The 24,319-nt window shown below is 49.7% G+C and carries 17 protein-coding genes; 11 read left to right on the top strand and 6 right to left on the bottom strand.

Features of this window, described 5'->3' with window-relative positions; all coding sequences use genetic code 11:
- Nucleotides 1-27 precede the first annotated feature (27 nt).
- Complete coding sequence (gene pbpC / locus L6J37_RS19735; protein WP_237796317.1) at nt 28-2,238, top strand: penicillin-binding protein 1C; 2,211 nt, start codon at nt 28-30, stop codon at nt 2,236-2,238.
- 79 nt (nt 2,239-2,317) lie between these two features.
- Here pbpC and L6J37_RS19730 read toward each other — a convergent pair whose 3' ends face one another.
- The 4 genes from L6J37_RS19730 to L6J37_RS19715 form a co-directional block, all read right to left on the bottom strand.
- Nucleotides 2,318-3,214: a glycosyltransferase family A protein gene (locus tag L6J37_RS19730; protein ID WP_192016398.1), complete on the bottom strand. Its 897-nt coding sequence runs from the start codon at nt 3,212-3,214 to the stop codon at nt 2,318-2,320.
- A gap of 223 nt (nt 3,215-3,437) precedes the next feature.
- Complete coding sequence (locus L6J37_RS19725; protein WP_237796316.1) at nt 3,438-4,976, bottom strand: aminotransferase class V-fold PLP-dependent enzyme; 1,539 nt, start codon at nt 4,974-4,976, stop codon at nt 3,438-3,440.
- A 15-nt stretch (nt 4,977-4,991) separates the two neighbouring features.
- Nucleotides 4,992-6,020 carry a class I SAM-dependent methyltransferase gene (locus L6J37_RS19720; protein ID WP_237796315.1) on the bottom strand — a complete coding sequence of 343 codons (1,029 nt, stop codon included), beginning with the start codon at nt 6,018-6,020 and terminating at the stop codon, nt 4,992-4,994.
- 7 nt (nt 6,021-6,027) lie between these two features.
- Nucleotides 6,028-8,052 carry a TonB-dependent receptor gene (locus L6J37_RS19715; RefSeq protein WP_237796313.1) on the bottom strand — a complete coding sequence of 675 codons (2,025 nt, stop codon included), beginning with the start codon at nt 8,050-8,052 and terminating at the stop codon, nt 6,028-6,030.
- Nucleotides 8,053-8,281: 229 nt separating this feature from the next.
- Here L6J37_RS19715 and moeB point away from each other — a divergent pair, with 229 nt between their 5' ends.
- From moeB to L6J37_RS19665, 10 genes are read left to right on the top strand one after another with little or no spacing between them, the layout of a single operon-like run.
- Nucleotides 8,282-9,448 carry a molybdopterin-synthase adenylyltransferase MoeB gene (gene moeB, locus L6J37_RS19710; RefSeq protein WP_237796311.1) on the top strand — a complete coding sequence of 389 codons (1,167 nt, stop codon included), beginning with the start codon at nt 8,282-8,284 and terminating at the stop codon, nt 9,446-9,448.
- 10 nt (nt 9,449-9,458) lie between these two features.
- Nucleotides 9,459-9,866: a Mov34/MPN/PAD-1 family protein gene (locus L6J37_RS19705; protein WP_237796309.1), complete on the top strand. Its 408-nt coding sequence runs from the start codon at nt 9,459-9,461 to the stop codon at nt 9,864-9,866.
- A gap of 9 nt (nt 9,867-9,875) precedes the next feature.
- Entirely contained in the window at nt 9,876-10,148 is a 273-nt protein-coding gene (locus L6J37_RS19700) for a MoaD/ThiS family protein (protein WP_192016404.1), read from the top strand.
- Between the two features lie 46 nt (nt 10,149-10,194).
- On the top strand, nt 10,195-11,859 hold the full coding sequence (locus L6J37_RS19695; protein ID WP_192016405.1) for a CoA transferase: 1,665 nt from the start codon (nt 10,195-10,197) through the stop codon (nt 11,857-11,859).
- The gene (locus L6J37_RS19690; protein ID WP_237796307.1) at nt 11,856-13,520 is read left to right on the top strand and encodes a class I adenylate-forming enzyme family protein; all 1,665 of its coding nucleotides are present in this window, start codon (nt 11,856-11,858) and stop codon (nt 13,518-13,520) included. The genes L6J37_RS19695 and L6J37_RS19690 overlap by 4 nt, the downstream gene beginning before the upstream one ends.
- A 1-nt stretch (nt 13,521) precedes the next feature.
- Complete coding sequence (locus L6J37_RS19685) at nt 13,522-14,742, top strand: MFS transporter (protein WP_237796305.1); 1,221 nt, start codon at nt 13,522-13,524, stop codon at nt 14,740-14,742.
- The gene (locus L6J37_RS19680; protein ID WP_192016408.1) at nt 14,742-15,794 is read left to right on the top strand and encodes a hypothetical protein; all 1,053 of its coding nucleotides are present in this window, start codon (nt 14,742-14,744) and stop codon (nt 15,792-15,794) included. Before L6J37_RS19685 ends, L6J37_RS19680 begins: the two co-directional genes overlap by 1 nt.
- Nucleotides 15,795-15,814: 20 nt before the next feature.
- Nucleotides 15,815-18,205 carry a hypothetical protein gene (locus L6J37_RS19675; RefSeq protein WP_237796304.1) on the top strand — a complete coding sequence of 797 codons (2,391 nt, stop codon included), beginning with the start codon at nt 15,815-15,817 and terminating at the stop codon, nt 18,203-18,205.
- A 10-nt stretch (nt 18,206-18,215) separates the two neighbouring features.
- Nucleotides 18,216-20,732: an aminotransferase class III-fold pyridoxal phosphate-dependent enzyme gene (locus L6J37_RS21455; protein WP_237796303.1), complete on the top strand. Its 2,517-nt coding sequence runs from the start codon at nt 18,216-18,218 to the stop codon at nt 20,730-20,732.
- 35 nt (nt 20,733-20,767) lie between these two features.
- On the top strand, nt 20,768-21,934 hold the full coding sequence (locus tag L6J37_RS19665; RefSeq protein WP_192016411.1) for an acyl-CoA dehydrogenase family protein: 1,167 nt from the start codon (nt 20,768-20,770) through the stop codon (nt 21,932-21,934).
- On the opposite strand, the gene L6J37_RS19660 is transcribed toward L6J37_RS19665, so the two are convergent.
- Nucleotides 21,931-23,142, bottom strand: coding sequence for an MFS transporter (locus L6J37_RS19660; RefSeq protein ID WP_237796302.1), 1,212 nt, complete (start codon nt 23,140-23,142; stop codon nt 21,931-21,933). The genes L6J37_RS19665 and L6J37_RS19660 overlap by 4 nt on opposite strands.
- Complete coding sequence (locus L6J37_RS19655; protein WP_192016413.1) at nt 23,132-24,136, bottom strand: helix-turn-helix domain-containing protein; 1,005 nt, start codon at nt 24,134-24,136, stop codon at nt 23,132-23,134. The genes L6J37_RS19660 and L6J37_RS19655 overlap by 11 nt, the downstream gene beginning before the upstream one ends.
- Nucleotides 24,137-24,319: the final 183 nt, after the last annotated feature.

Raw genomic sequence — 24,319 nt, 5'->3', positions numbered from 1 at the left:
CGTGATGATCCAGAGTAATCATTTCTGATGAAACGATTATTGCTCAATCTGCGAGCCACTCTGCCAGTGAAAATGGCAGGGTTGCTCGTTTTCTTTTGGCTGGCAGTATTTGTGCTGAACAGCTTGTGGCCTTTGCCTCCTCTGTACCCGGATGGCCCTGCGACAGTCGTCGTTAGCAGGGATGGCGAGATACTGCGCTCATTTGGGGATCGGCAGGGAGTTCATCGTTACAACGTCACACTGGCCGATGTTGATCCTTTCTATATTCAGGCACTGCTCAATTATGAAGATCGCTGGTTTTACTGGCATCCGGGTGTTAACCCTGTGTCCGTTGTCCGGGCCGCCTGGCAGTGGGCCAGCAATGGTTACGTTGTGTCTGGCGGATCCACGCTGACCATGCAAGTGGCCAGGTTGATTGATCCTCATGCACGATCGATTACCGGCAAGCTGAAACAGCTCTGGCGGGCTTTACAGCTTGAGTGGTATTACAGTAAAGACGAGATACTCACTTTTTACCTGAACCTGGCGCCTTTTGGCGGCAATATCGCCGGTGTTGAGGCCGCCTCCCGGCGGTATTTCAATACTACGGCCGGGCACCTGACGAAGAACGAAGCCGCTTTACTGGTGGTCTTGCCGCAAAAGCCGTCGCTGTACCGGCCTGACCGATACCCGGACACAGCGCAATCCATGCGAAATAAAGTGTTGGATCGTCTGTACGGCAGCGGATTGCTAAGTGATAAGGCGACACAGCATTTAAAACAGGAAGCGGTTGAACTGAGACGTTCGCACAACACAACGCTGGCCGCTTTGCTCAGTCGTATGCTCAGGGAGCAGTATCCGGACAGGCATATTATCCAGACAACGCTGGACGGTGTTATTCAACAGCGGGTCGCCCGCTTACTGACCAAAGTGAAGCGCCAGTTGCCTGCGCATTCCTCCGCGGCTGTATTGGTGGTGGATAACCAAACAGCCAATGTGCTCGCGTATCAGGGCTCGGTGGATTTTCAGGATAATAGCCGCTTTGCCCATGTCGACATGATTCAGGCTGTCCGGTCTCCAGGTTCCACACTCAAGCCCTTTATCTATGGTATGGCGATAGATCGCGGCGTTATTCATACCGAAAGTCTGCTGAGTGATATCCCAACCCGTTTTTCTGATTACAAGCCGCAGAATTTGAATGAGCGGTTTCAGGGCGCCATCAGTGTGAGTGAGGCGCTGAAACAATCGCTGAATGTACCTTTGATTCAGGTGTTTAATGCGCTGACGCCTGCTGTTTTCGAGCAGGGCTTACGTCAGGTGGGGGTGCAGTTACAACACCATCAGGCCAACCTGACGGTTGGATTAGGCGGGACGGGAACCAACCTGCTGACACTGGCTGAAATGTATCGTTCTCTGGCCACAGAGGGGAAGTTCAGAACGCTGAATATGGTGGTGCCTGCACATCAGGCGATGCCAGAGCCCGATAAAACGCTGTTGAGTGCTGAAAGCAGCTGGATGGTATTTAACACCCTGAGTGCGATCAGCGCGTCGGACCGGGTGGTACCGCGGGTGCGTCGTGAAGTTGCCTGGAAAACAGGCACAAGTTATGGATACCGCGATTTCTGGTCGGTCGGCGTCAGCGCCGATTACACAGTGGCGGTGTGGGTCGGCCGCCCGGATTCATCGCCTGTTGTCGGTTATCTCGGCGCAACTCAGGCAGCACCGATTATGTTTGATGTATTTGATCAGTTACCCGAGGACGCCAGTCGGGTACACCAGCCGGCAACGGTGAAGCGCCAGTTGATCTGCTGGCCCGGAGGCCGGGCCAAATCAGTATCAGCGGACGCCAGCTGCGCGTATCAGAAATATGCCTATACCCGTAATGGTCTGACGCCGCCTACTCTGGAAAGTGATGGTGACTTTGTGGTGACGGATAGATGGCCCGAGGCGCTGAGTGTATGGCTGCAACAGCAGCATATGATGAGTCAGGGGCTCTCTGAACAAGCGTCATCTGAGCAGAAGCAGCCAGAGGCGGGGATCAGGATTTTGTCTGTCAACAATGGTCAGCACTATTACCTGTCACAAATAGACTCGATTGCACTGAAAAGTAACAAAAAACCGTCTGAGGTATTCTGGTATGTCAATCACCAGCCGTTTAATGGCCGTCAGATCGATCTTACGCACCATCAGGGAGAGCTGACTCTGACAGCATGTCAGGGGCTGCAATGCGACAAGAGAGTGATAGTGGTTCATCACTGAGAAGCATAGATATGGAATATGGACTGTGAGCGGATGGTGCAGAAGCTGGCCAGCAGTTCATTGCGCGGTAAACCGACGGCTAGCTGAGAGACTTGCTGGTATTATCTGACTCCGGGTGTAATCGCATTTTTTGTCTGTCGATCATCCATTTTGATATCAGGTCAAAAATCAGATTACTGCTTCGCCAGCGCACCTGATGCAGGGATGCAGACGTGCCATGAATGGCAGCCGCCGGCATGGCGGAAATACCCTGCTGTTTGAGATCACTGACAATACTGAGTTGTTGAAAGTAACGCAGCGAGTAGCGAACCCGGCGTCTGAAATAAAGCTTGTAGTCCTGCCAGCGTAACGGGCTGAGGTGGGAGTAGATGAACACGGCTTTGACGCACACACCAATGCGTTGTTTGGGTAAATCAGTACCGCTGCAAATATTGGTTGCTGAGAGAAATCCCAGCATGCTGTCGTCACCGATCAATCCGACGGGCAATTTGACGTGGCTGTTTGTTAATGCCCAAATAAATAAAGGGGAAAGCAGGTATAAACCACCAGCCAGGTCATGATTCTGCTGCATTCTGTTTTGCATCTGTTTACTGCTTCTTCCCTGATCATAAGGAAAGCCTGTAATGGCATTGTAGTGTGGCTGTGAGATGTGGCAGTCAACAATATGTTTAAAGGCGTTGTTACCAAATGTCAGATCGCCATCGGCAAAAACGGCGACTGAATGGCCATCATAATATTGATAGATAAACGTATTCCAGGCGTTTGACTTGTCACCTATCTCAATCAAAACCGGGTGAAGATTGGAGTTTGTATCAGCGATACCAGACACAATGTCATATGTCTGATCGGTACAGCCGTTTATCATGACAAACAGTTCATACTGATAACTGCCGCAGTTTTCCATGACGCTTTCAATACAGCTGGCAATGCTTTCCTCCAGGTTGTATGCAAAAAGGCAAATTTGAACATTGATCATCTTACCATTCCCGGCAACGGCCATCCCTTATTGGAATAACTATATACGGGTTTTTGAACACAGCCCAAACGCAGGATGAAATCGCACTACGGCCCGGACTTAGTCATTGTGCCTTGTGATTCATATCAATCTGACTCAATCCTGTCTTATCATTTGGTGTCGCGGGCATAGTCACGGGGTGAGAGCGTTCTCACCCGGAAATACAGCCTGTTGAATCGGACTGCTAAGGTACAGTTGCATCATTACTGTGCAGACGGTGGGCGGGGGTATTACGCAGTTGCTCAAACAGTGACTTAGCATTGCTCATGGCATCGCTCATTGATTCGGGTGGGCTGAAGCTGTTATCCGAATAAGTGTCGAAATGATCCAGTGAAGCTGTCAGCTGAGGCTGATGATGCTGATAAAGCCAGACACCTTTATCTTGGTGGTAATGATAATAGGGCAGGAGTAAGTGGCCTTGGTTCGCGATAACTGACACGGCCTCAAGGATATAGTCGACGGTTTTTTGATCAAACAAATAGTGTAAGTTTAACCTCACCCACCCGGGTCGGCTTTGAGTGTCTCCAGCTTGTAGTTTCTGCCGGTTTTGCTCAGCTTCAGAAGATGAAATGCCCAAGAGGTGATGCGCGTATGGGCCAGCACAAGAACACCCACCACGAGCCTGGATGCCAAATAAGTCATTGAGCATGGCTACAACGACACCATAATGCATCTGTTTGATGTTAAAGGAAAAGATAGCGAGACGTTCTAATGATTGGCTGCCAAGCATGTCCAGCTTCGGGATAGATGCCCAACAGGTAAATGCCTGTTCGACCAATTCTTTTTCTCTCTGTTCAATGTAGTCCAGCCCGATTTGTTGCTGGATTTTGAAGACCAGGCCAGCACGGATGGATTCAATAATTGCCGGTGTTCCGCCTTCTTCCCGTCGTTCAATGTCCTCAACATAATGGTGCATGTCTGCATTAACATAAGAAACCGTACCACCGCCATTCAGCCCCGGAAGCCGTTGTTGAAAGCAGCCTCGACGAACGACCAGTAATCCCGGGGTGCCCGGGCCACCCAAAAACTTATGAGGAGAGATAAAAACAGCATCCATAGGAATGGCTTGCATATCAATGGGCACATAAGGTGCAGCGGCTGCGAAATCCCAGCAAGCCAGAGCACCGAATGATTTGAGTAATGCCGTTACTGCTTTTACATCGGTTTTTATTCCGGTGACATTGGATGCTGCAGAGAATGAACCGATTAATAGCGGAGACGACTGGTGACAGGTAAGTTGCTCACGTAATGCATCCAGATCGAGATCGCCTGCTGCATTTAGCGGTATGCGTACCAGTTTGACATTCGCTTCACGCCAGGGAAGATCGTTAGAGTGATGCTCATACCCGCCAATAAACACAACAGGTTTATGTTCTTGATACCGAGGTAAATCCAGCAGGTGTATAAAACGATTGATGGCGCTGGTGGCACCAGACCCTGTGAAAATCACGTGCTGTTCTTCAGAAGCATTTAAGGCTTTACGGATAATACGCCGGCTTTGCTCGCGCAGGAAGGTGGTCTGCCTGCCAGTAAGCGAGGTTTCAGTATGGGTGTTGCCATAAAATGGCATCACTTGATCCTGAATAAATTGCTCAATTAAAGACAGACTACGGCCAGAGGCTGTGTGATCGGCGTACACAAGGGGTTTGATGCCGAAAGGAGTGTGTACCGGCCATTGATCTCCAATCACAGACTGACGAAGATAGTCTTTATTTAATAACATGTTTACCCTCTCTAATTATGCGTTGATGGATTTTTCTGCAATGATCAAAGTCATTTCACCAAAAGGTGTTTGTAGTGGAAGAGATCGCAGGTTTGCTGGTGTATTGGCTTCCAGTGCGGCTTCAACTTGCCCGGCCTCTAGTGAAAGTGGCCCATTGGCTAGTTCGGCAGGTAAGCGCCCCAGTATGTGAAAAGCGGGCTGTGTGCGCGCCGTATTGAGCGACTCATGAAAGCTGATGAAAGTTCCGCCTGGCTCCAGAGCCTGCCAAAGCTGGTTAATGCACTGGTTGAGATCGTTGGCAAAGTAGAGGGACATGGCGGCGATAATGAGTTGATAACCCACTCCGAAGTTAGCCTCATTCATGTCCCCTGGCAGAAATCTGATTGCAGAGGCCAGCTTACTTTCTGGCAAGACCTGTTGCTGAAGGAGCTCACAGCAAGGTGGCAGATCAAAGATTGTGATTTCACATTGTGGAGAACAGTTCAGAATATCTTCAGCGAGCTGGATAGACCCTGCACCAAAATCCAGAATTGTTAAGCCTGTATCCCAGCCTTGCAGTGTGCTCAAAACAGGAAGAAGGATCGGGTTGCGAACACTGCGCTGGAAAGCTTGTAAACCGGTAGTCGCCTGCTGCCAGAACTGCGTATTTCGCATGTTCAGTTCTGTAGCAGACCGGTGCGGGAATTGGAGTAAATCATTAATAGTGGCAGGTGAGATTGACTTCACGCGGGCAAGGTGAGTGAGGGTGTCGCCAAGGTACTGTGCAGAATGACTGAGCAGATAGGGGCGATATTGCGTATTTAACCTGTAACCGCAAGCAGATTTACTCACCAACTCCATGGCAACTAAGGCGTTCAGTAATAATTCAAGCCGCTCAGGATCCCAGTGGCGTTGCTGCGCGACGATTTCAACAGAATTGCTTTGTTCAAAATGGTCAAATAAGCGGTGTGAAAAAGCAAACTCCAGCACCTGCCAGCGTACAGGCCCTAACAGGGATGAAAATAGTGCATGCTGCTCTGGGGTGCCGCAAAGTGAAGTCATCATGACTGGCTCACCATTGATAGTTAGCGGTAATTGAAAATGTGCGCGGCTGAGTGTCTTCGACAATGGCGCCCGCAGGTGTGTTGACAGCGCGGCTGAAGATTTCCTCATCAAAGAGGTTATTGACAGCAAAGGTCAGCGTAACCGGGCTCAACAGATAGGTGGCACTGAAGTCGACCACTTCATAAGCATCCTGTTTGAGGGTGTTTTGGCTGTCGAAGAAATAGGTGTCGCTGCCCCTGACCGCAAGCTCAGTATCCAGCGTGGGTAACGGCGAATACCTGAGGCCGACAGACCAAGTGTAATCGGGTGTGTATGGCAGGTCGTTTGTTGTCTGCCCTGAAGCATTATTACTGGTTTGCTGGCCTTCACCATGCTGCAGGCCGACTTGTGTTCTGACGGACCAGAGCGAGTTGAACTGCCAGTCAGCCAGCATTTCTAAACCATAAATATCCGCTTCAGCGGCATTTGTAATTTTCTGAACCATGCCAGGCAAAATGTCGAGCATCTGTTTATCTCGGATCTGGTTATAGAAGAGGGCAGCTTCTATGTGCAGGTCGTGATCTAGCCAGTCACTCTGATAGCCAGCTTCAAAGCTGTTGGTGTATTCCGCATCATAGGTGAAATTGTCATCTGACAGAGCAGAGCTGTAATTAAACCCGCCGGGCAGATAGCCGGTGGACCAGCTGAGATAGGCCAGTTGTTGTGGCGAAAACCGGTAATGGCTGATCAGATTGGGTAACCACTGTGTATCGTCCAGCGTCTGAGTTACATTTTGCGGGCTAACGCCTGACATTGCGCCTTCCTGCTCTGAATGCTCTACCCGCAAACCTGCAGTCAAGCTGAGTGCAGGCGTGAGCGGTATTTGCAGATGACCAAAACCAGCGATCCCTCTATGTTCGATTAAGGTATCACGGGCAAGACCTGAAAAGCCCATAGTGAAATCAACGTGTGTGTCCTGCTGAAATAAGTAGGTTCCCGCTGCCCACTGCAAGCCAGAAGCCTGAGTGCCGGCAATGCGGATCTCCTGAGAAACAGAAATGTCGTGAAGGTATGAGGTCGTGGCGGCTATCGGTGCGGGGCCTGTGTCCGGATCAATAATGAAATCTTGCAAATAATCGGTATAACCGGTGATAGCCGTTAGCGCCATTGGGCCGAAATCGTGGTCGATACGCAGTGAATGCACGGATGTGGTTTCGTTTTCATCTGAGAGCGTATTTTGATTTACGACGAATCGCTCGGTTGCCAGCGGGCCTGTCAGATAACGCATTGTGGCTCTGCCATCATCACTGTCTTGCCACCGGCTGCGCACTTGTATGGCCGTTTGTGCATTGGGTGCGTAAGTCATTCCTGCCATTACATGGAGGCGAGTTAATTCGTTTTCATTACTGGATTGTCTGAACTGGTTATAGTAGGGGCTTTCTGCATCTAGTGAACGGACTGCCAGTATTCCTGCAATCGTTTCTGAGCCTCCTTGGATACCAGCTTCAATCTGATGGCCAGGCGCACTGCTTTCGCCTCCTTTAGACTGAAGATAGCTGTATGCTCCCCAGCCGGACATCTCGCGACCGGGAGTGAGGCTATGTACTTTGATTACTCCGGATTCAGAATTTCTGCCGTAATAACTGCCCTGAGCGCCTTTGATGAGGTCAATATAGTCGATACCCAGAAAATCCGGGGCTTGCCGGATACCCAGAGGCAAAGATACATCGTCAATCATATAACCTACAGGGCTGCTCAAACCCGTATCCAGTGATGACTGACCGCGGATGACAACCCTGGGCTGGACGGAAGAATTCTCGACAATGGTATTGGCAGCATACTGGCTGAGGCGCTCTATATTTTCCTGGGCAGGTGTGGCAATACTTTCTGACGGAATAAAGTGGCGCGTGGCGGGTATATCCTGTCCGGATTCTGGCCAGTATTTTGCTTCAACGACAATAATGTCATCAGGTGCTGTGTGGGGGATTTGATCTTGAGCATTGAGACAGGTGACTGGCAATACCCCTAGCCCGATGATGTGATGCCGTTTCATTATTTTTCTCCGCAACGAAATACTTGCATCACTATAGGGGCTGTAACTATTTGCGATATAAAATGCAGAACAAACCGATATCAAATTGCGAACAAATAAGCGGGTGTTCGTCATTTGATAGAAAAAAGCTCGCCGTTTGATATTTTTTATTTCCCTTCTTCTCTTTAATACAAAGTGAAAATGAGTTGGTCTTCAAAAGTAAAGGCCGGAAAATTTCAGAGGGTTAGATATGAAACTATTACCAATAGTAGAACCTGCTCCAAATCTGTTGAGAGAAGAAAAAGAGAGATATAGTCGTCATTTATTGTTACCAGATATTGGATATATCGGTCAGTGTCGGCTAAAGAATGCCAAAGTGCTGGTGATTGGAGCCGGTGGACTTGGTTCTCCTGCGTTGCTTTATTTGGCCGCCGCTGGGGTTGGAACCTTGGGTATTATTGATTTTGATGATGTTGAAGAATCAAACCTGCAGCGACAAATTATTCACGGTATTTCTGATGTAGGTAAGAATAAAGCGGACAGTGCACGAAATGCGGTTGAAAATATTAACCCATTCATTGAAGTGATTTGTCACTATGAGCGACTGGAACCGGAAAATGCTCTGTTGATTATTAGTCAGTATGATTTGATTCTGGATGGCACAGATAATTTTTCAACCCGTTATTTAGTGAATGATGCTTGCGTATTAGCAAAGAAACCTTATGTGTGGGGATCCATTTTTCGGTTTGAAGGTCAGGCATCGGTTTTTTGGGAAGACGCGCCTGAAGGGCAGGGGCTGAATTATCGCGATCTGTATCCTGCACCACCGCCACCTGAACATGCGCCGTCTTGTTCTGAGGGAGGTGTACTTGGCGTGCTTTGTGCGGCAATTGGTAGTGTCATGGCAACGGAAGCCATCAAACTGATCACAGGAGCAGGTACCAGTCTGCTTGGTCGCCTGATGGTTTATGATGCGTTGGACATGACCTATCGCACCCTGCCATTGCGCAAAGCACCTAATCGTAAGCCCATTCATGCTCTGAGTGATTATCAGATGCTGTGCGGCTTGAATAACACAGTTTCTGATGTCGCTGTTCCGCAAATAGCGCCGTTAGATTTAGCGCGTATTCTTGAGCAGAAAGCGACCTTTCAGCTGGTTGACGTCCGAGAGCCGGGTGAGCGCGAAATTTGCCATATACCGAGTTCTGTCAGTATTCCCCAACGAGACATCATCAGCGGTAAAGGCTTATCCCAGCTCGATCGACAGCTGCCGGTGATCCTGTACTGCAAAATGGGTGGACGTTCACGTAAAGCGCTGCTGGCATTACAAGAACAAGGCTTTGAGGATCTGAAAAACCTCGAAGGCGGCATTCTGAATTGGATTCAGCAGGTTGATCCAACTATGGCAAGTTACTGAGGATATCTGGATGTTAGTACTGACTCAGTCTCAAATTGACGCCATCGTTGCACATGCGCGGCAGGAGCATCCTCTCGAGGCCTGCGGGTTAATCGTTGGTCCGGCAGGCAACGATATCCCATCGGCGGTCATCCCTATGCGCAATATCGCTGAATCTGAAGTGTATTTCCGCTTTGATTCTAAACAACAGCTTCAGGTCTGGCGTCAGATGGAAGAGGAAGGTAGTGAGCCTATTGTGCTGTATCACTCTCACTCTGGCTCGCGGGCCTATCCCAGCCGTGAAGATTTGGCCTTTTCTCTTACGCCACATACTCACCATGTCATTGTTTCGACCTCCCCTGATTCGTATCTGGAAGTCCGAAGTTTCAGGTATCTGGAAGGACGTCCGGTTGAAGAAAACATTAAGATTATTCAATAAGGAAAACTCATGTCTGTCACTATTCATATTCCAACTATTCTTCGCGTTTTGACAAATGATCAGAAAACCGTCACATCGTCAGGTAACAGCGTTAAAACAGTGATCGAAAATCTGGACGTCGACTTTCCCGGCATTAAAGCTCGTTTAGTTGAAAATGAGCAAGTCCATGGCTTCATTAATTTATATGTCAATGATGAGGATATTCGTTTTGGTGAAGGGCTGAATACTGCTGTCTCGGCCGGTGATGCCATTACTATTCTTCCAGCCGTCGCTGGCGGTTAATGTTCCGGGCTTTTAATCAGTCTTCAATAATGCAGAGTGAAAAGTCATGTCGAAATCAGCATATTTTCAATCGTTAAACCTGACGGGTAATTTCAGTCAGGCCAGTGACGCATTTTCCCCTTTTATTCAGGCGCTTTATTCTCAGGCGGTGAAGCTGGGAATTCGGTTCGAGGATCGAAATAACGAAACGGCCCCGAATGAATTGCATCTGGCACTGAGTGAGCAGGATGGCATTGCATTCACTGTTATGGTTACAACGCCGATTGTAGACGGTGAGGTGTGTGGTGAGGGGGCGTTACAGGTATTAACCGGTTTGGCTTCGGTTCATTCACGCTCTCTGGATCGTCAGGTGACGTTAGGGGTCGATTATATTTCCATCGCGGGTGCATCTCTGGTTGTGCAGCAATTATTTGCTGGCCTGACCGGGAAGCATCGTGGGATGACTTGCGATCAAACTGTTTTTGATTTGCGACAAGCAGGCCTGTTAGCGGTAGGACAATATATGGCCGGGGCTACAACAGCCTCTGATCCCGAGTGTTTTTCCAGTGGCCAGTCGGATCCCTCTGTTCGACCACCGTTCACATCTAAAGACGGTGTTTTGTTTGAGCTGGAATCCTTGTCACCGCAGCGCTGGCAGGCATTCTGGCTGTCCCTGGGCGCGGCTCCGAAAGATGTCAGCCAAGGTTGGCATGCGTTTATGCAGCGCTATGCCAAGGCTATTGCCCCGTTACCTCCGGCGATGCCATCACTGTTAGCTGAACACGATTTTAGTGATTTGGAAAAAGTAGCAATAAAAGAGGGAGTTGCAATTACGGCAGTGCGCTCTTTGCAAGCGCGGAGAGAGGATGACGATGTCGAGGCCCTGTTGTCTCAGGGGCCATGGCATTTCATGTTTCAGCAGTCTGATTCTGTTTGTCCTCTGCCTTTCAGTACTGAGCCCGGAGGGCTTCCTTTATCAGGTATCAGCATAGTGGAATCCTGCCGTCGGATTCAGGGGCCGCTGGCCGGTTACATTCTGGCAGCGCTTGGAGCAAGTGTGACGCGCATTGAACCTTTAGGAGGAGACCCGTTACGCGGTATGCCTCCGCTTGCCGATGATTGTTCGGCCCGCTTTTCGGCACTGAACGGTAACAAGCAGGTGATTGAAGTCGATATCAAGTCAGAAGCGGGCCGGGCACAGGTGACTGCATTATCTGGTGATGCCGATATGTTCATTCACAACTGGGCGCCCGGCAAGGCAGCAGAGCTCCGTCTGGACATGACTGAACTGAGTAAAGCTAACCCTGATCTTGTGTATGTCTATGCAGGAGGCTGGGGGCAAATGGACAGCACAATCCAGATACCCGGTACTGACTTTATGGCTCAGGCCTATTCGGGACTGGCCGATGTGATTAGCCGGCACTCGGGTATTCCGGGAGGGACGCTTTTTACGGCTACGGATGTTTTTGGCGGTATTCTGGCCGCTCAGGCTGCGGTAATGGCGTTGTACTGTCGAGTGAAGGGGCAATCTGGCATATACGCCGAAAGCTCATTGCTCGGTGCAGCCACTCTGCTGACCGAACCGGCATTACAAGGTGATGCCTGCGACTGCAGTTCTTTGATGCATAGCGATTACATCGAGTTAGCGTCCCTCTCATCTGCTAATGAAACCGAACCTTTCCTGACAACCCGGGCGTTTACCCAGTTAAGCTCATTATGGAGGCCGCAATGAATTCTGCAGGCATTATCAATCTGGTTCCTACACAAGTACGTACACAGTGGAAAGCTGAAGGTGCTTATCCGGACATCACTGTTTTTGATGCTTTCACCCAGCAGGCCAGGCGACAGCCGGATGCTATTGCAGTGTGTTCCAGTGAAGGAAGCCATCGATTTGAGGAGATCTATCAGCACAGTCTCAAAGTCGCAAATGGATTGGCGCAGGCCGGAATGGTGAAGGGAGATGTGCTGGTTTACCAATTGGGCAATAGCTGGCGATCACTGGTGATTGACATGGCCGCGGCCGCGATTGGTGTGGTGGTGTGTCCCATCCCGCCAGGAAGGGGCAAGCTGGATATTGAGTCCATACTCAAGCGATGCCAGGCCAGAGCTATTATCGTAGAACATCACTCGGAAGGTGAAGATGTTTGCGCAATGCTGGAGACTCTGCGGCCATTGTTGTTGTCATTGCGTTTGCTCATTACCGTAGGTGAACAGCGTCAGGGCTGGTGCGATTTTGCTGATTTACTGAATGCTAGCGCTTTGCCTGAATGCCCGGCACTGTCGCCGGATGATCCTGTTCGCTTTTTGGTGTCGTCAGGTACTGAATCTGAACCCAAACTGGTGGCTTATTCGCACAATGCGCTGTTGGGCGGCAGAGGGCGGTTTATGGCATTACTGTCGGACGGGAAACCACGATTCGCCCCGCTTTACCTGATGCCTCTGGGGTCGGCTTTTGGTTCGACAGCCAGTTCGTGTGTGATGGCCTTACTTGGCGGTACTGTCATTATTCTGCCTAAATTCTCCGTAGATGCAGCGATTGACGCGATTCGCATGTTCAGGCCGACTCATGTTCTGGGCGTGCCGACTATGTTTCAGCGCTTGGCATCCGATGATCGTTTGGCTGCGCTCGATTTGAGGGATCTTGTCGCCTTAGTGAGCGGCGGCGCATTGATCGATGAAGCCACGATTAACCGGTGTTATGAGGCTTTTGGCTGCCAGTTCATTAACCTGTACGGTTCGGCAGATGGAGTGAATTGCTTTAATGCGTTGACCGATAGCAGGGAAAAGGTTGCGGCAACCGTTGGTAAGCCGGATCCATCAATCTGTGAAATCCGGGTTGTTGACGATCACCATCAGCCGCTGGAACAGGGTGAGATCGGCGAAATTGCAGCGCGTGGCCCCATTACGCCGATGCAGTATGTTAACTCGCCAGTGCTGGATGAAACTTATCGGGATCAGCAAGGCTGGGTCTATACCGGCGATCTGGGCTGTATAGACAGTGACGGTTACCTGAATCTGATGGGGCGCAAGAAAGATGTGATCATTCGCGGTGGTGTGAATATCAGTCCTGCCCAGATAGAAAAACTGATGACACAACATCCGAATGTTGTCAGCGCTTCCTGCGTCGCTGTTCCTGATCATGACCTGGGTCAACGCGTTTGCATTTGTCTGTCATTACAGCAGGGTACATCACCACTTTCTCTGAATGACGTTACCCAGTATTTACACCAGCAAGGTCTTGAAAAACATAAGTGGCCAGAATTCTTAAGTCACTTTAGTCAGTTACCGCTAAGTCCGGCCGGTAAAGTTGATAAACCGTCTATCACTAAGTGGTTAGCCAGTTTGCCACAACCTGAACAGTCGGAAGCGTCCCAGGTTAGCAGGGAGAGATAATATGCGTGAATCCCCCAATTCCTCTCAGGCTCAATTCGCGCCTCAGATAGAAGCGAAAACAGACTATACCTTACTGCTTACGCTGCTAATGGCAATGGCTTTACCCATGCTCATTTTGTATGCCAGTGGTGCGCTTGCGCCATTAATGCTGGCTGATGAACATATTAATGCCGAGCTGTTAGGCATGTTTACACTGGCAGCTTTTGGCGTGGCCGCGCTATTGTCTGCGCAGGCGGGTCGCTGGGTAAGGAAGTGGGGATTGCGACGCTCAGCCACTGCTTTGTTTTTGTTAACAGGGGTGTCTTTTGCCGCGTTAGTGCTCTTTGAACATTGGTTCGGGATGTTAATAGCGATTGCGGTATGCGGTGTGTCGCAGGCATTGGCGAACCCTGTCACTAATCAGGCGATTGCACTTCAGGTCCCCCCTGCGCGTAAAGCTTTCATGGTTGGAGTGAAGCAGTCCGGTGTTCAACTATCGGCACTGGCTGCCGGCTCCGTTTTATCTTTGGCTGCCTCATTGTGGGGATGGCGTACCGCGTTTGCTTTCGTTATTCCTCTGTGTCTGCTAATGGCATTTCTTGCCGCTGGGCGAAATTGGAAACCCAAAGTCCATGCCGCACCGCCACCTGCCAGAGGCGAAGCGAACCGCGCCTGGTTACTTTATGTTATGCAAATGCAGGCAAGCGTAGGGATCACACTGGCAGCCTTCATTACTCAGGTACCTGCTTTTGCTTCTCAAAGTGGCATGTCTGCCCGGCAGGCGGCATTTTTAATCACATTGTTTGGGCTGATGGGTATTTTATCCCGCCTTGTACTTACGCCGCTAGCCAGCAGGTTACGCCACGAGTCTGATTTACTGATTGTGCTGTATGCCATAGCGGCTATAGCTCTGGTGGTTACTTTTGGTGCCGGTACCGAACACCTGTGGATGATTTACGCAGGTGTCGCAGGGATAGGCGGAACCTTGGTGGCGACGAACTCAGTCGCCATGGCAATGATCATCAAGTATCCGGGTTTTGGTGAAGTGCCAGTAGCGTCAGGAAAAGTGTCAATGGCGTTTTTCGGTGGCATTGCAACGGGCTCTCTGCTGTTTCAAGGGGTCGTCCTGCTGGCAGGTTCTTTATATGCAGGGGTCGGACTTTTGCTGGCGTGTCTCATTTCATGCATATGGGCAGCCAAGCGCTTACGGGCGTCGGTAACAAAAGCAGGGTGCACACAGTGATGGCAGTATCTCATATGACAAGGGCTGAAATTATCTCCGGGTTGGCGGCGCACATACTGACAACTGATTTGCAATCAGAAGGGCAGTTTCCACTTTTCCGCAAAACCGGTAATGAGTGGGTGATGTCATCTCGTGGCTCTTGGATCGCAGGGTTTTGGTCTGGCTGTTTATGGCTGGCCGGGTACGCGACGGATTCTGACACCTTGCAAAACCGGGGGCGTCGCCGTTGGAATCAGATAGCACAGGGACTGAATGCCGACTCAGTATTCAGAGCAATGAATGCTTGGTATGGCTTTGGCCCGGTTGCCCGGCTAACCAATGATAGCGAGGCCGAAACCCTGTTGACTGAGTGTCAGAGTCAATTGTCGGCAACATTCGCACACTGGGAAGGCTTTCCTTTAGGAACAGCGATGGGGGGCGGGGAGGCTGGCAATAACAGAATAACCATTGATCCCTGCGCGGCGCTGATTGAAATGGGCCGGCATGCTGACTGGCAGTCTATGCCTATGGCGCATACCAAGTTAATGGTGAGCCAATTAATGACAGCCAAAGGTGATTTTTATACCCATAGCTTATTTCGAAACGCTTGGCATCCGGAAGGTATCAGTGGGGAATGGCCAAGAGGACAAAGCTGGGGAGTATTAGCAATGGCAACAGCTGCATTGTATGACCCAGAAACCTATCAGGAAAAAGCTCAGCATTGCTGCGAGCGCTGGTGGCAGCGTTTTGGTGTATCTATTCCGTTCAATACAGCTCAGGACAGTGTGTTATTGCCAGATGCCTCTGCAAGCCTGATTAGCGTGGTGGCTTATTTGAAAATGCACCAGGTGATGGGGGGCGTTGGCGAATGGAAGGACAGAGCAGTTGCCATGTTGGACTCTGTTCTGGCGAGTGATTGTGTCACCGGTAACACAGAGGGTATTCGCTTTTCTGGTTGCTGTTATGCCACTGCTGCGAACCGTCAGGATAGCGTAGAAATGCCTTACGGTTATTTCTTTTTATTGCAGGCTTTGCTGATTGTATCGGGAAGAGTGGAAGCCAGTGCATTTTAATCTGAGTGAGGAGAGTTCAAGTGCATCGAAACATAGGGATTTGTGTGATAGCCCGCTCTGCCGAAGTTCGTAACGGGGTACGGCATGCGATCGACAAGTTACATTCAGCTATGGCCGCGGAAAACGGACAGCTTGCCAAATGGCATTCCGGGGTCAACCTGCCGCAGGAAGAAATATTTAATCACTTGTTGAGTCAGGCTAAACATTACCTCAGAGACGCAGAGGAACACCATCAGTTTTCTTTTCATATCTGTGAATTTTGCTCAGCAGAGGAAGCCAGGACTGCACTCATGGCGGCGGATTCTTCCCCGATAGATGTGATCATTGCGGATGACATTTTGCTTTCGTCTGAAAGTGGGCAAACACTATGCCAACACTTTTGGTCGGTTCTTGAGTGTAACCCTGGCAGAGTTTCATCTTATTCATTTCTGCTGTCATTACCGGATCTGTCAATGGCTGAAGGGCGTTCACCCGGTATGGTGGCCTTGAGCATTCAGCAAGAAGCGCCTTTGATCTGGGAAATGCAGATTCTGAAAACCCTGATGGATCATCTGGACAGCGCTTATATTAATAAATTGCTGGCAAGAACCCTGGCAGCCACCCCAACCGTTTCTACCACGGCGCGATTTATCCATCGCTTTATGTCACTGAACTTTCCGGATCGCTGGGATTTTCACTATTACACAGGTTCCATGATCTCTGGGTTTATCGACTCAATGTTCCGGTTATCCGAAAATTCTGCCACGTTATGTGAAAGCGGGCCCAATGAACACAGTCTGGCTGTGTCGGCACTTTGTGGCTGGCAGTTGTCTCAGCGTGGTTATGTCATTGCAATTACGTCAGGTATGATCGATGAATTTCGCGGGACCTTATACAATCTAAAACGTGCAAATGCACCAGGTATCATATTGTGTGCTGACAGTCCTGATACGAGCTGGTTTCCGTTTCAGGGGACAATGCACTGCGATTATGATGGGCGTGAGACACTGGCAGCCAAAGGAATTCCCTGTGTTTACCTGAACGATAAATCGACGCTGGCGGATCGACTGGCTGAGGTTGCCCGTATTCAGCAGACGCAACCCGGTCCGGTATTCGTGATTGCCACCCAGCAGATGCTGGAGTGTGTTTTGAAAGAGGGCTTAGTACCTGCCCCCGAACAATGTTTGCTGCCTGTGGCAAGATCAAACGTTGAACCGGACCGGCTGGCAGAAGTCATGAATCTGTTGAATCATTCTAAGCGACGTATTCTCTGGCAATGCAGTCATTTGACCGATCATGAGCGTGATTTGGTCTACCGGATTGCCCGTAAGGCCGGTATTGCTTTAGCCGATTCAATGGTGTCTCCCGGTTCAGTGTGTGATTACTACCAGCAGCAGCCTGTAGATAACTATGTAGGAACATTCTCTGTGTACGGCTTTAACCGTAAAGTCTTCCGTTATCTGCATCAGGAACAACAACTAGCTGACCCGGCCTCCCAAAGCCTCTTCTTTCTGAAGAGCAAAGTTGATCAAGCGGCTTCTCCTCTTTCACCCGGTAAATTGAAAAACAAGTGCCACATTGTTCAGGTGAACAGGAAGCAAGAGCATATTTCGCCCTTTACCGATCTAGGTGTTGTCAGTGCATTGCTGCCATTCTTAGAGTCAGTTTATACCAGACTGGATGTTGATTCAGAGGTGCTGGATTTCCGGCAGTCTGAGTTAGACAGGGTGCAGGCAGAACCTGAAACCATGCCATCGGATTGGCTGTCGCAGCTTCCTATGTCTCCAAACTTTTTCTTTGCCTCCCTGGGCTCCTTGTTACATCAGAAGATTGTTCAGGACGGATATCGATACTTGGGAGTGTACGATGTTGGTCGCTGCGGAATGAGTGCGATTCGTAATTTGCCGAAGACAGATAAAGGGTTTTCAGGTTGGTATGGCAGGGCGCTCATGGGGGATGCATTGATGGCTCTGCCTTACCTGGCGCGAACGTCCAAACTTCCCATTCTGGCGTTTATCGGAGACGGGGCACGAGCATTAGTGCCGGACATAGAACGCCAGACACAGGCTGCACTTGCGCAAAACCCTCATCGGGATCAAATCAGTATTACCGTTTTCTATTTGTGTAACGGGGTGCTGTCTATGATTCGTTCCTATCTTGATAATCGCAGTGCGAGCAGTAATACCAGACAGGTTTCTTTGTTACAGACGCATGATGTATCGCAGAGCGGCCGTTTGGAGGGGCGGTATTCTCTGGACTGCCCTCCGATTGTTCGTGAGCGGTGGGAGCGTTTTGATCCAGAGCAATGTCAGGCTCGGTTAACCAAGCAGCACGGCCTGCATTTCATTGATGTGGTACTCGCTCATAACTCAGACGGTGATGGATTAAGCCTGTTGTCGGAAGCGGCATGGCATCGAATAAACGTAGCATAAGGATTTGATAGTGAAATTTGGTTTTATTGCCCACCCAACGTCCGTGCCGCTCAAACGGCATGCGAAACTGATGGATATGTTTGGCCGGATGAGCCGGGAGCAGGCTTATGGTTTTTCGCCTGAAAACTGGCAGAAAGAAAATGTGGTTCCCTTTACACGATTTGAGCGGGTGGTTAGTGCTACGGGGGCGCAATGCAGCGGTATTGTTCACTACATGCCACTTACTGCTGAAGAAATGCTGAGTCAGCCTCAGGTGATGACTGACAGAGTCGTTGAAGGGATCCATCAGTTACAGCAGGAAGGCGCAGAGTTGGTCGGACTGGGCGGCTTTACCGGCATAGTCGGGCAGCGTGGCATGCAGACAGCGAAACGGGCAAAGCTACCGGTTACAACAGGTAATTCTCTGACAGCGTATGTCGCTTATAAAAATGTATTGGATGCATTGGCAGAGTTGGAGGTCAGTGAAGATGGTGCTGAGGTCGCTATTGTCGGATATCCGGGTTCCATTGCATTAGTGATTGCACGCTTGCTGTTGCCACATGGAGTGCGACTGCGTTTGGTCCACCGTCACCGGGAATCTTCACCGGCACATTTGCTTGCTTACCTGCCGGAGCAGTACCACCGACAAGTCATCCTGACCAATGATTTGTCGTCCTGTTATCAGAATATGCTTTTTTATGTTGCAGCTACTTCGTCAGGTGGCGTGATTGATCCTGCCCGGCTGCTGCCAGGCTCAGTTGTGGTGGATGTTGCTTTACCGCGTGATGTGATGGAACAGGCATCGCCCAGGAGCGACTTGCTGTTGATTGACGGCGGGCTGATTTCTGCCAGTGAAGAGGTTTCATTTGGGGGCGTTCAGCCTGAATTTGACCCCAAAATGTTTATGAACGGCTGTTTGGCTGAAACCCTGATACTGGCATTGGAAGGTCGGGCTGAAGCCTTTTCTATCGGTAGGGAGCTAGACAGTAAGCGCGTACTCGAAATTGGTGAAATTGCTCAGCGTCATGGCTTTTTTCCGACGCCGATTGCCAGCCTTGGGCGCAAAGTGACCAAGCAGCACTGGTCGGCAGTCAGGCAGTTTCATCATTCGCGTAACATAAATGTCGGCGTTTTGGCTGAACGGAGTGAGCTGACATTAAACCAGACGAGATCGCGTTTTGCGCAGTATATTAATCCGGAAATGGCCCGATTTTATGAACATCATCATTTAGAGCGGGTGTTTGTTAAAGGCCAGGGAGCGATCCTGACTGATACGTCAGGCGCTGAATATCTGGACTTTGTGTCCGGTTACGGCTGTGTCAATGTCGGCCATAACCATCCTTCCATTACCGAGGCAATGACCAATTACCTGGTGTCTCAGCAACCAACCTTTATTCAGTACGTGTCTATGCCGTATCAGGCCTCTTTGCTGGCAGAACAGCTGGCTGCTTTGGCGCCGGGTGATTTGTCCCGAGTCTTTTTGAGTAATTCCGGTACTGAAGCGGTTGAAGCAGCGATAAAGCTGGCCTTGGCGGCATCGGATAAATCGCAGATGCTGTACTGTGAAAATGGTTACCATGGTAAAACGCTGGGTGCATTGTCTGTGACAGGGCGAGAAAAACACAGAAAACCATTCGAGCCTTTGCTTACACAATGCCATTCAGTGCCATTTGGCGATATAGCGGCACTGGAAGTGGCACTGGCAAAAGGCGATATCGCAGCTTTTATCCTGGAGCCAATTCAGGGAGAGGGAGGGGTCATTTTACCCCCTGGCGGTTATCTCGAAGCAGTACGCAAGCTGTGTGATGACTATGGTTGTTTACTGATATTGGATGAGATTCAGACCGGACTGGGGCGCACCGGTAAAATGTTTTGCTGCGAGTGGGATAACGTCTGTCCTGATATCTTAGTTCTGTCTAAATCGTTGTCCGGTGGCATGGTGCCGATTGGCGCGACACTGTCCGCTTCCCGTGTCTGGGATGCCGCCTACGGCAGCACCGATCGTTTTGCACTTCATACCTCCACTTTTGGTGGTGGCAATCTGGCCGCGACTGCGGCTATTGCAACACTGGACATTATTGAAAAAGAGCAGCTTACAATCAGAGCAAGCACAACAGGTGTGATGCTCAAACAAGCGCTTGACGATATAGCCAGTGAATATCCCTTCATCAAAGCGGTAAGAGGAAAAGGACTCATGCTGGGTATTGAGTTTGAGCACTCTTTTTCCGGCAGTATAGCCGCCACAGTTGAGGAGTTGGCACATCGCTTTATGTGGGATGCCGCCGGGACTTACCATCAGATTTCAGACAAAGCCAAACAACACATTGATTCGGCTGTTGAGGATATTGAGAAAAGTCTCGAGGATATGTTTGTGCTGCGTGTTGTGACAAAGCTGGCAAAAGAGCATCAGATTCTGACGTTCATGACGGCAAACAGTAACCGTGTTATGCGTATTCAGCCTCCGCTCAACCTGAGCGAAAGCGATGCTATGCGGTTTATTCATGCATTTCGCCAAGTCTGTGAAGACCTGTCAACATTCAGGAATTAGGGGTAAACCGTGTATTTAAAGGAAGGAACCGATTGATGACAATTTTGACAGAAAGCCAGACAGTTTTGGTGGAACGTGCGCGTCTGTTCGCTCATGAGCAATTGCTGCCCTTTGAATCCAAGATCACTAAGTTTGCCACTCTGACCGACGATGATGCGAAACGGCTCACTCAAAAAGGTATAGAGGCTGGTTTTTTTGCCACGAATATTGCCACCGGGCTGGGTGGCAGAGGACTGAGTCTGTTTGAAAATGTACTGGTACAAGAGCAATTAGGTGTGACCAAAGATATTTTGGTCCGTCGTGCTACTGGCAACGTTTATGATTGCTTGACCTTGGCGAGCGCGTGTCAACGGGAGCAGTATCTGCAACCGTCGGTGGCGGGGAAACGTTGGGCGGCTTTAGCCGTATCTGAACCAGATGCAGGCTCCGATGTGGCAGCGATGAAAACGCAAGCGGTCAGAACCGACAGTGGATGGCTTTTGAAAGGAAGCAAACTGTATATCAGTGATGCCGACTATGCCGACTACTTTATTGTTGCTGCGAAAACGGCACCTGAGCGTGGAGTGAAGGGAATATCACTCTTTCTGGTTGATAAGCAGGCAGCAGGGTTCTCACTAGGGCAGCGCTTTAACATGATAGGTTTTGATGGCACCAGTCACAGAGAACTGATTTTTGATCAAATAGAGCTCGCTAACGATGCGTTATTAGGTGAAGAGAATCAAGGCTTTCAACTGCTCTGCAGTACTTTGGGCAAAGCGAGGCTGGCAAAAGTGGCCGCCAGAGGGTTAGGCAAGTGTGTCAGGTTGCTGCACGAAATGACAGAGCACGCTAAGCAAAGGCAGCAGTTTGGTCAGTCACTCTCCATGTTTGGAACTGTGCAGTCAAAGTTGGCAGATGGGGCCACAGGAATCCGCCTGTCCCGAGCACTGTTGTGGGAAACAGCGAAGCGAATGGATGCCGGAGAGGCTTGCCGGGAAGAGATCTCTATGCTGAAAGTGTATGTCTCTGAACTTTTGGGGCGATTAGCCGATGATGCGGTGCAGCTGTTTGGGGCGTCAGGTTGCCATGATGGTGGCACTATTGAAAGCTTTTACCGTGACGCCCGTTTGTTCCGCATTATTGACGGTACGTCTGAAATTCACCGTAATATCATTTCAGGTTCTCTGCTCAAAAATGGGGTTTTACCGCTCTGTGACGTTTAACCCTCTGCGATAGCGTGTTGGCGCTGATGCAACAGAAACAGCGGCAACACAGCGAATAACAGCAGTGAGGCCCACACAGGGAAGAGCGCATCAGCCTGGTACATTGCTGCCCCTGCCAATGGTCCGGCCGCCAGCCCTATCCCTTTACCAATAATATTGATTGAAGCGGCATAAGCCTGGTGGTTTATGCCTGCTTTTTGGCTCAACAGCGCGAGGTTAGCAGGCAGGACTAACCCCATGGCGAGGCCTGTCATTGCCATTGAAATCATCATTGCTAAATAGGTATCCGCCCGGATAAGCGCGGCTAAGCCGATACAGCCTAGCACCACCCCTCCGAAAAGAATATTCACTGGCCGGCTAATCGTTAAACAGGACAGCAGCACCTGGCTTAATGCCATACAGCCCATTGCCATCGTGAGCATAGCACCACTGCCTTTGAGCGCTTGCTGAGCGGTATAACTGAACTGATCCTGTAATCGTAAACCTGTGGTTTGCTGTATCAGGCCGTAGATAAAAATCACGACAAACGTAATCAGCACATAAGGCGCGATTGTTTTCAGAGGCAGTTTCTGAACGGGGGCAGATTTCTCACGAACGGTTTGCCTGACCAATGTGCCGTTAATACGGGGAAGATACAGCCAGTATGTCAGTAACATCAGCACCGCTATGATTAGCATTGAGTGAGGAAAGTACGCGACGCCGGTCAGCATGGCTGTACTGCCGCCAATTAAGCTGCCAATACCGAATGTGGCTCCCATCAGTCCCATGCCGGATACACGTTTTTGTTCTGGGGTAACATTGGCAATATGCGCCTGAATACTTGGCATCATCCCTGCAACCGCAATGGATTGAAAAATACGAATTGCCAGAAAACTGAGAAAAAGGGCGGTTGCAGACAAGATTAATGAGGATTGCAGGGTAAACAGAGCCGCACCCATAATCAGGAACAAAGCTGTCGATATGATACCGGAGCGAATAGCCGGCTGGCATCCGACGCTATCACTGTATCGTCCCCACCAGGGGGCGACCAGAAGCATAGTAAAGGCGGATAGGGAGAGAACAGCACCAGTTTGTATATCACTCATTCCCAGCACTCTCCCGGCAATCGGAAAGCTGATCATGAACAGGCTATGAGCGACGGCATTACCGATGAGTATTGCCATCAGAGGAAGGAGCGCGCGGATAGGGTTCGGCGGATTATTTTTCATTTTGAGAGGCTTTCTGTAGTTGATGAGAACGGTAACAAACAGGGGTGAACCCTTCATGATTTCGGAATGCATGGGTAAAGTGGCTGGCACTACTGAAACCGCACAGATGGGCAATATCCGTAATGCTTTGTGATGGGTCCTTCAGGTAGGTTTTTGCCAGATCCAAACGGTAGCTTCGCAGCCAGCAGAAAACTGTTTTACCGTACGTTTTCTTGAAATCCCGGTTTAAACGGGTATGGCTCATACCGACTTCTTTCGCCAGCTCGTACAAAGTCGGGGGATTTGCTAAAGCGGATACCAAAATATGACGCGCGCGCTCAATCGGTTTATTGTGCACAGGATTGGGGGGAGCTTCCGATGGCTGGACAGACTGTGCCAGAGGCACTAGCCAATGAGCCAATAATTCAAGCGCGCTTCCTTCTGCTTTAATGCGATCAAAAGGATTGTGAAGCGGATTGCTGATCAGAGGGGCGATCCATTCCTGGTTTTTTTGCTGTACAGCAACTTGTGCGCTGGGCATGGTAAAAATGGCGCTAAAGATTTCATCTTTTTCGCAAAATGCTTTTTTAAGGCGTTGAGTCGGAATTTTCAGTACAGCCATTTCGTGCGGAGCGCCAGCACTGCTGTAACGGTAAAACGTGTTGCCTGTCAGGTTGAAAAGCCAGATGTCCCCGACATTGATAGTGTGAAGTTTTGAAGGATGAAAACCGAGCTGACTTTTACCTTTTAAACCAAATACCATCAACGTGGTGTCACTGTGATAATCAATTTTTGATAAGAGCGGTTCATCGCTTTGATAGGTGCTTTTGGTGAAGCAGACATCTTCTGCCAGACGGAAGCAGCGGAAGTGACTCTCGCCTTTATTGTCTGGAAATGTTATGTCGTACCACCCTAATGGGTTAAAAGCACACCTCTCATGTAAGCCGGGTGTGACCTGTGTGACTCCGGCCGTCGTGTCCTTGACGATAAGGTTATGAATAGGCTGAATTGACATGTCCGTATGCGCTTAATAATAATTATCATTTAGATTAACTAAATATATATGACTCTATAGACACATGCAACGATAAGCTTTATCGACGTGAATTGTGCAGACCAATTCTTATGCTGTTATCTGAAGCTTCTTGCTGGTTTTCCTTTACTAAATGGGAAAATGAAGAATAAAGGCTTTGGGTGT

Origin of the sequence: Photobacterium sp. WH77 (assembly GCF_022014395.1) — a bacterium.
Classification (GTDB): Bacteria; Pseudomonadota; Gammaproteobacteria; order Enterobacterales; family Vibrionaceae; genus Photobacterium; species Photobacterium arenosum.
This window is presented reverse-complemented; position numbering and strand designations above follow the sequence as displayed.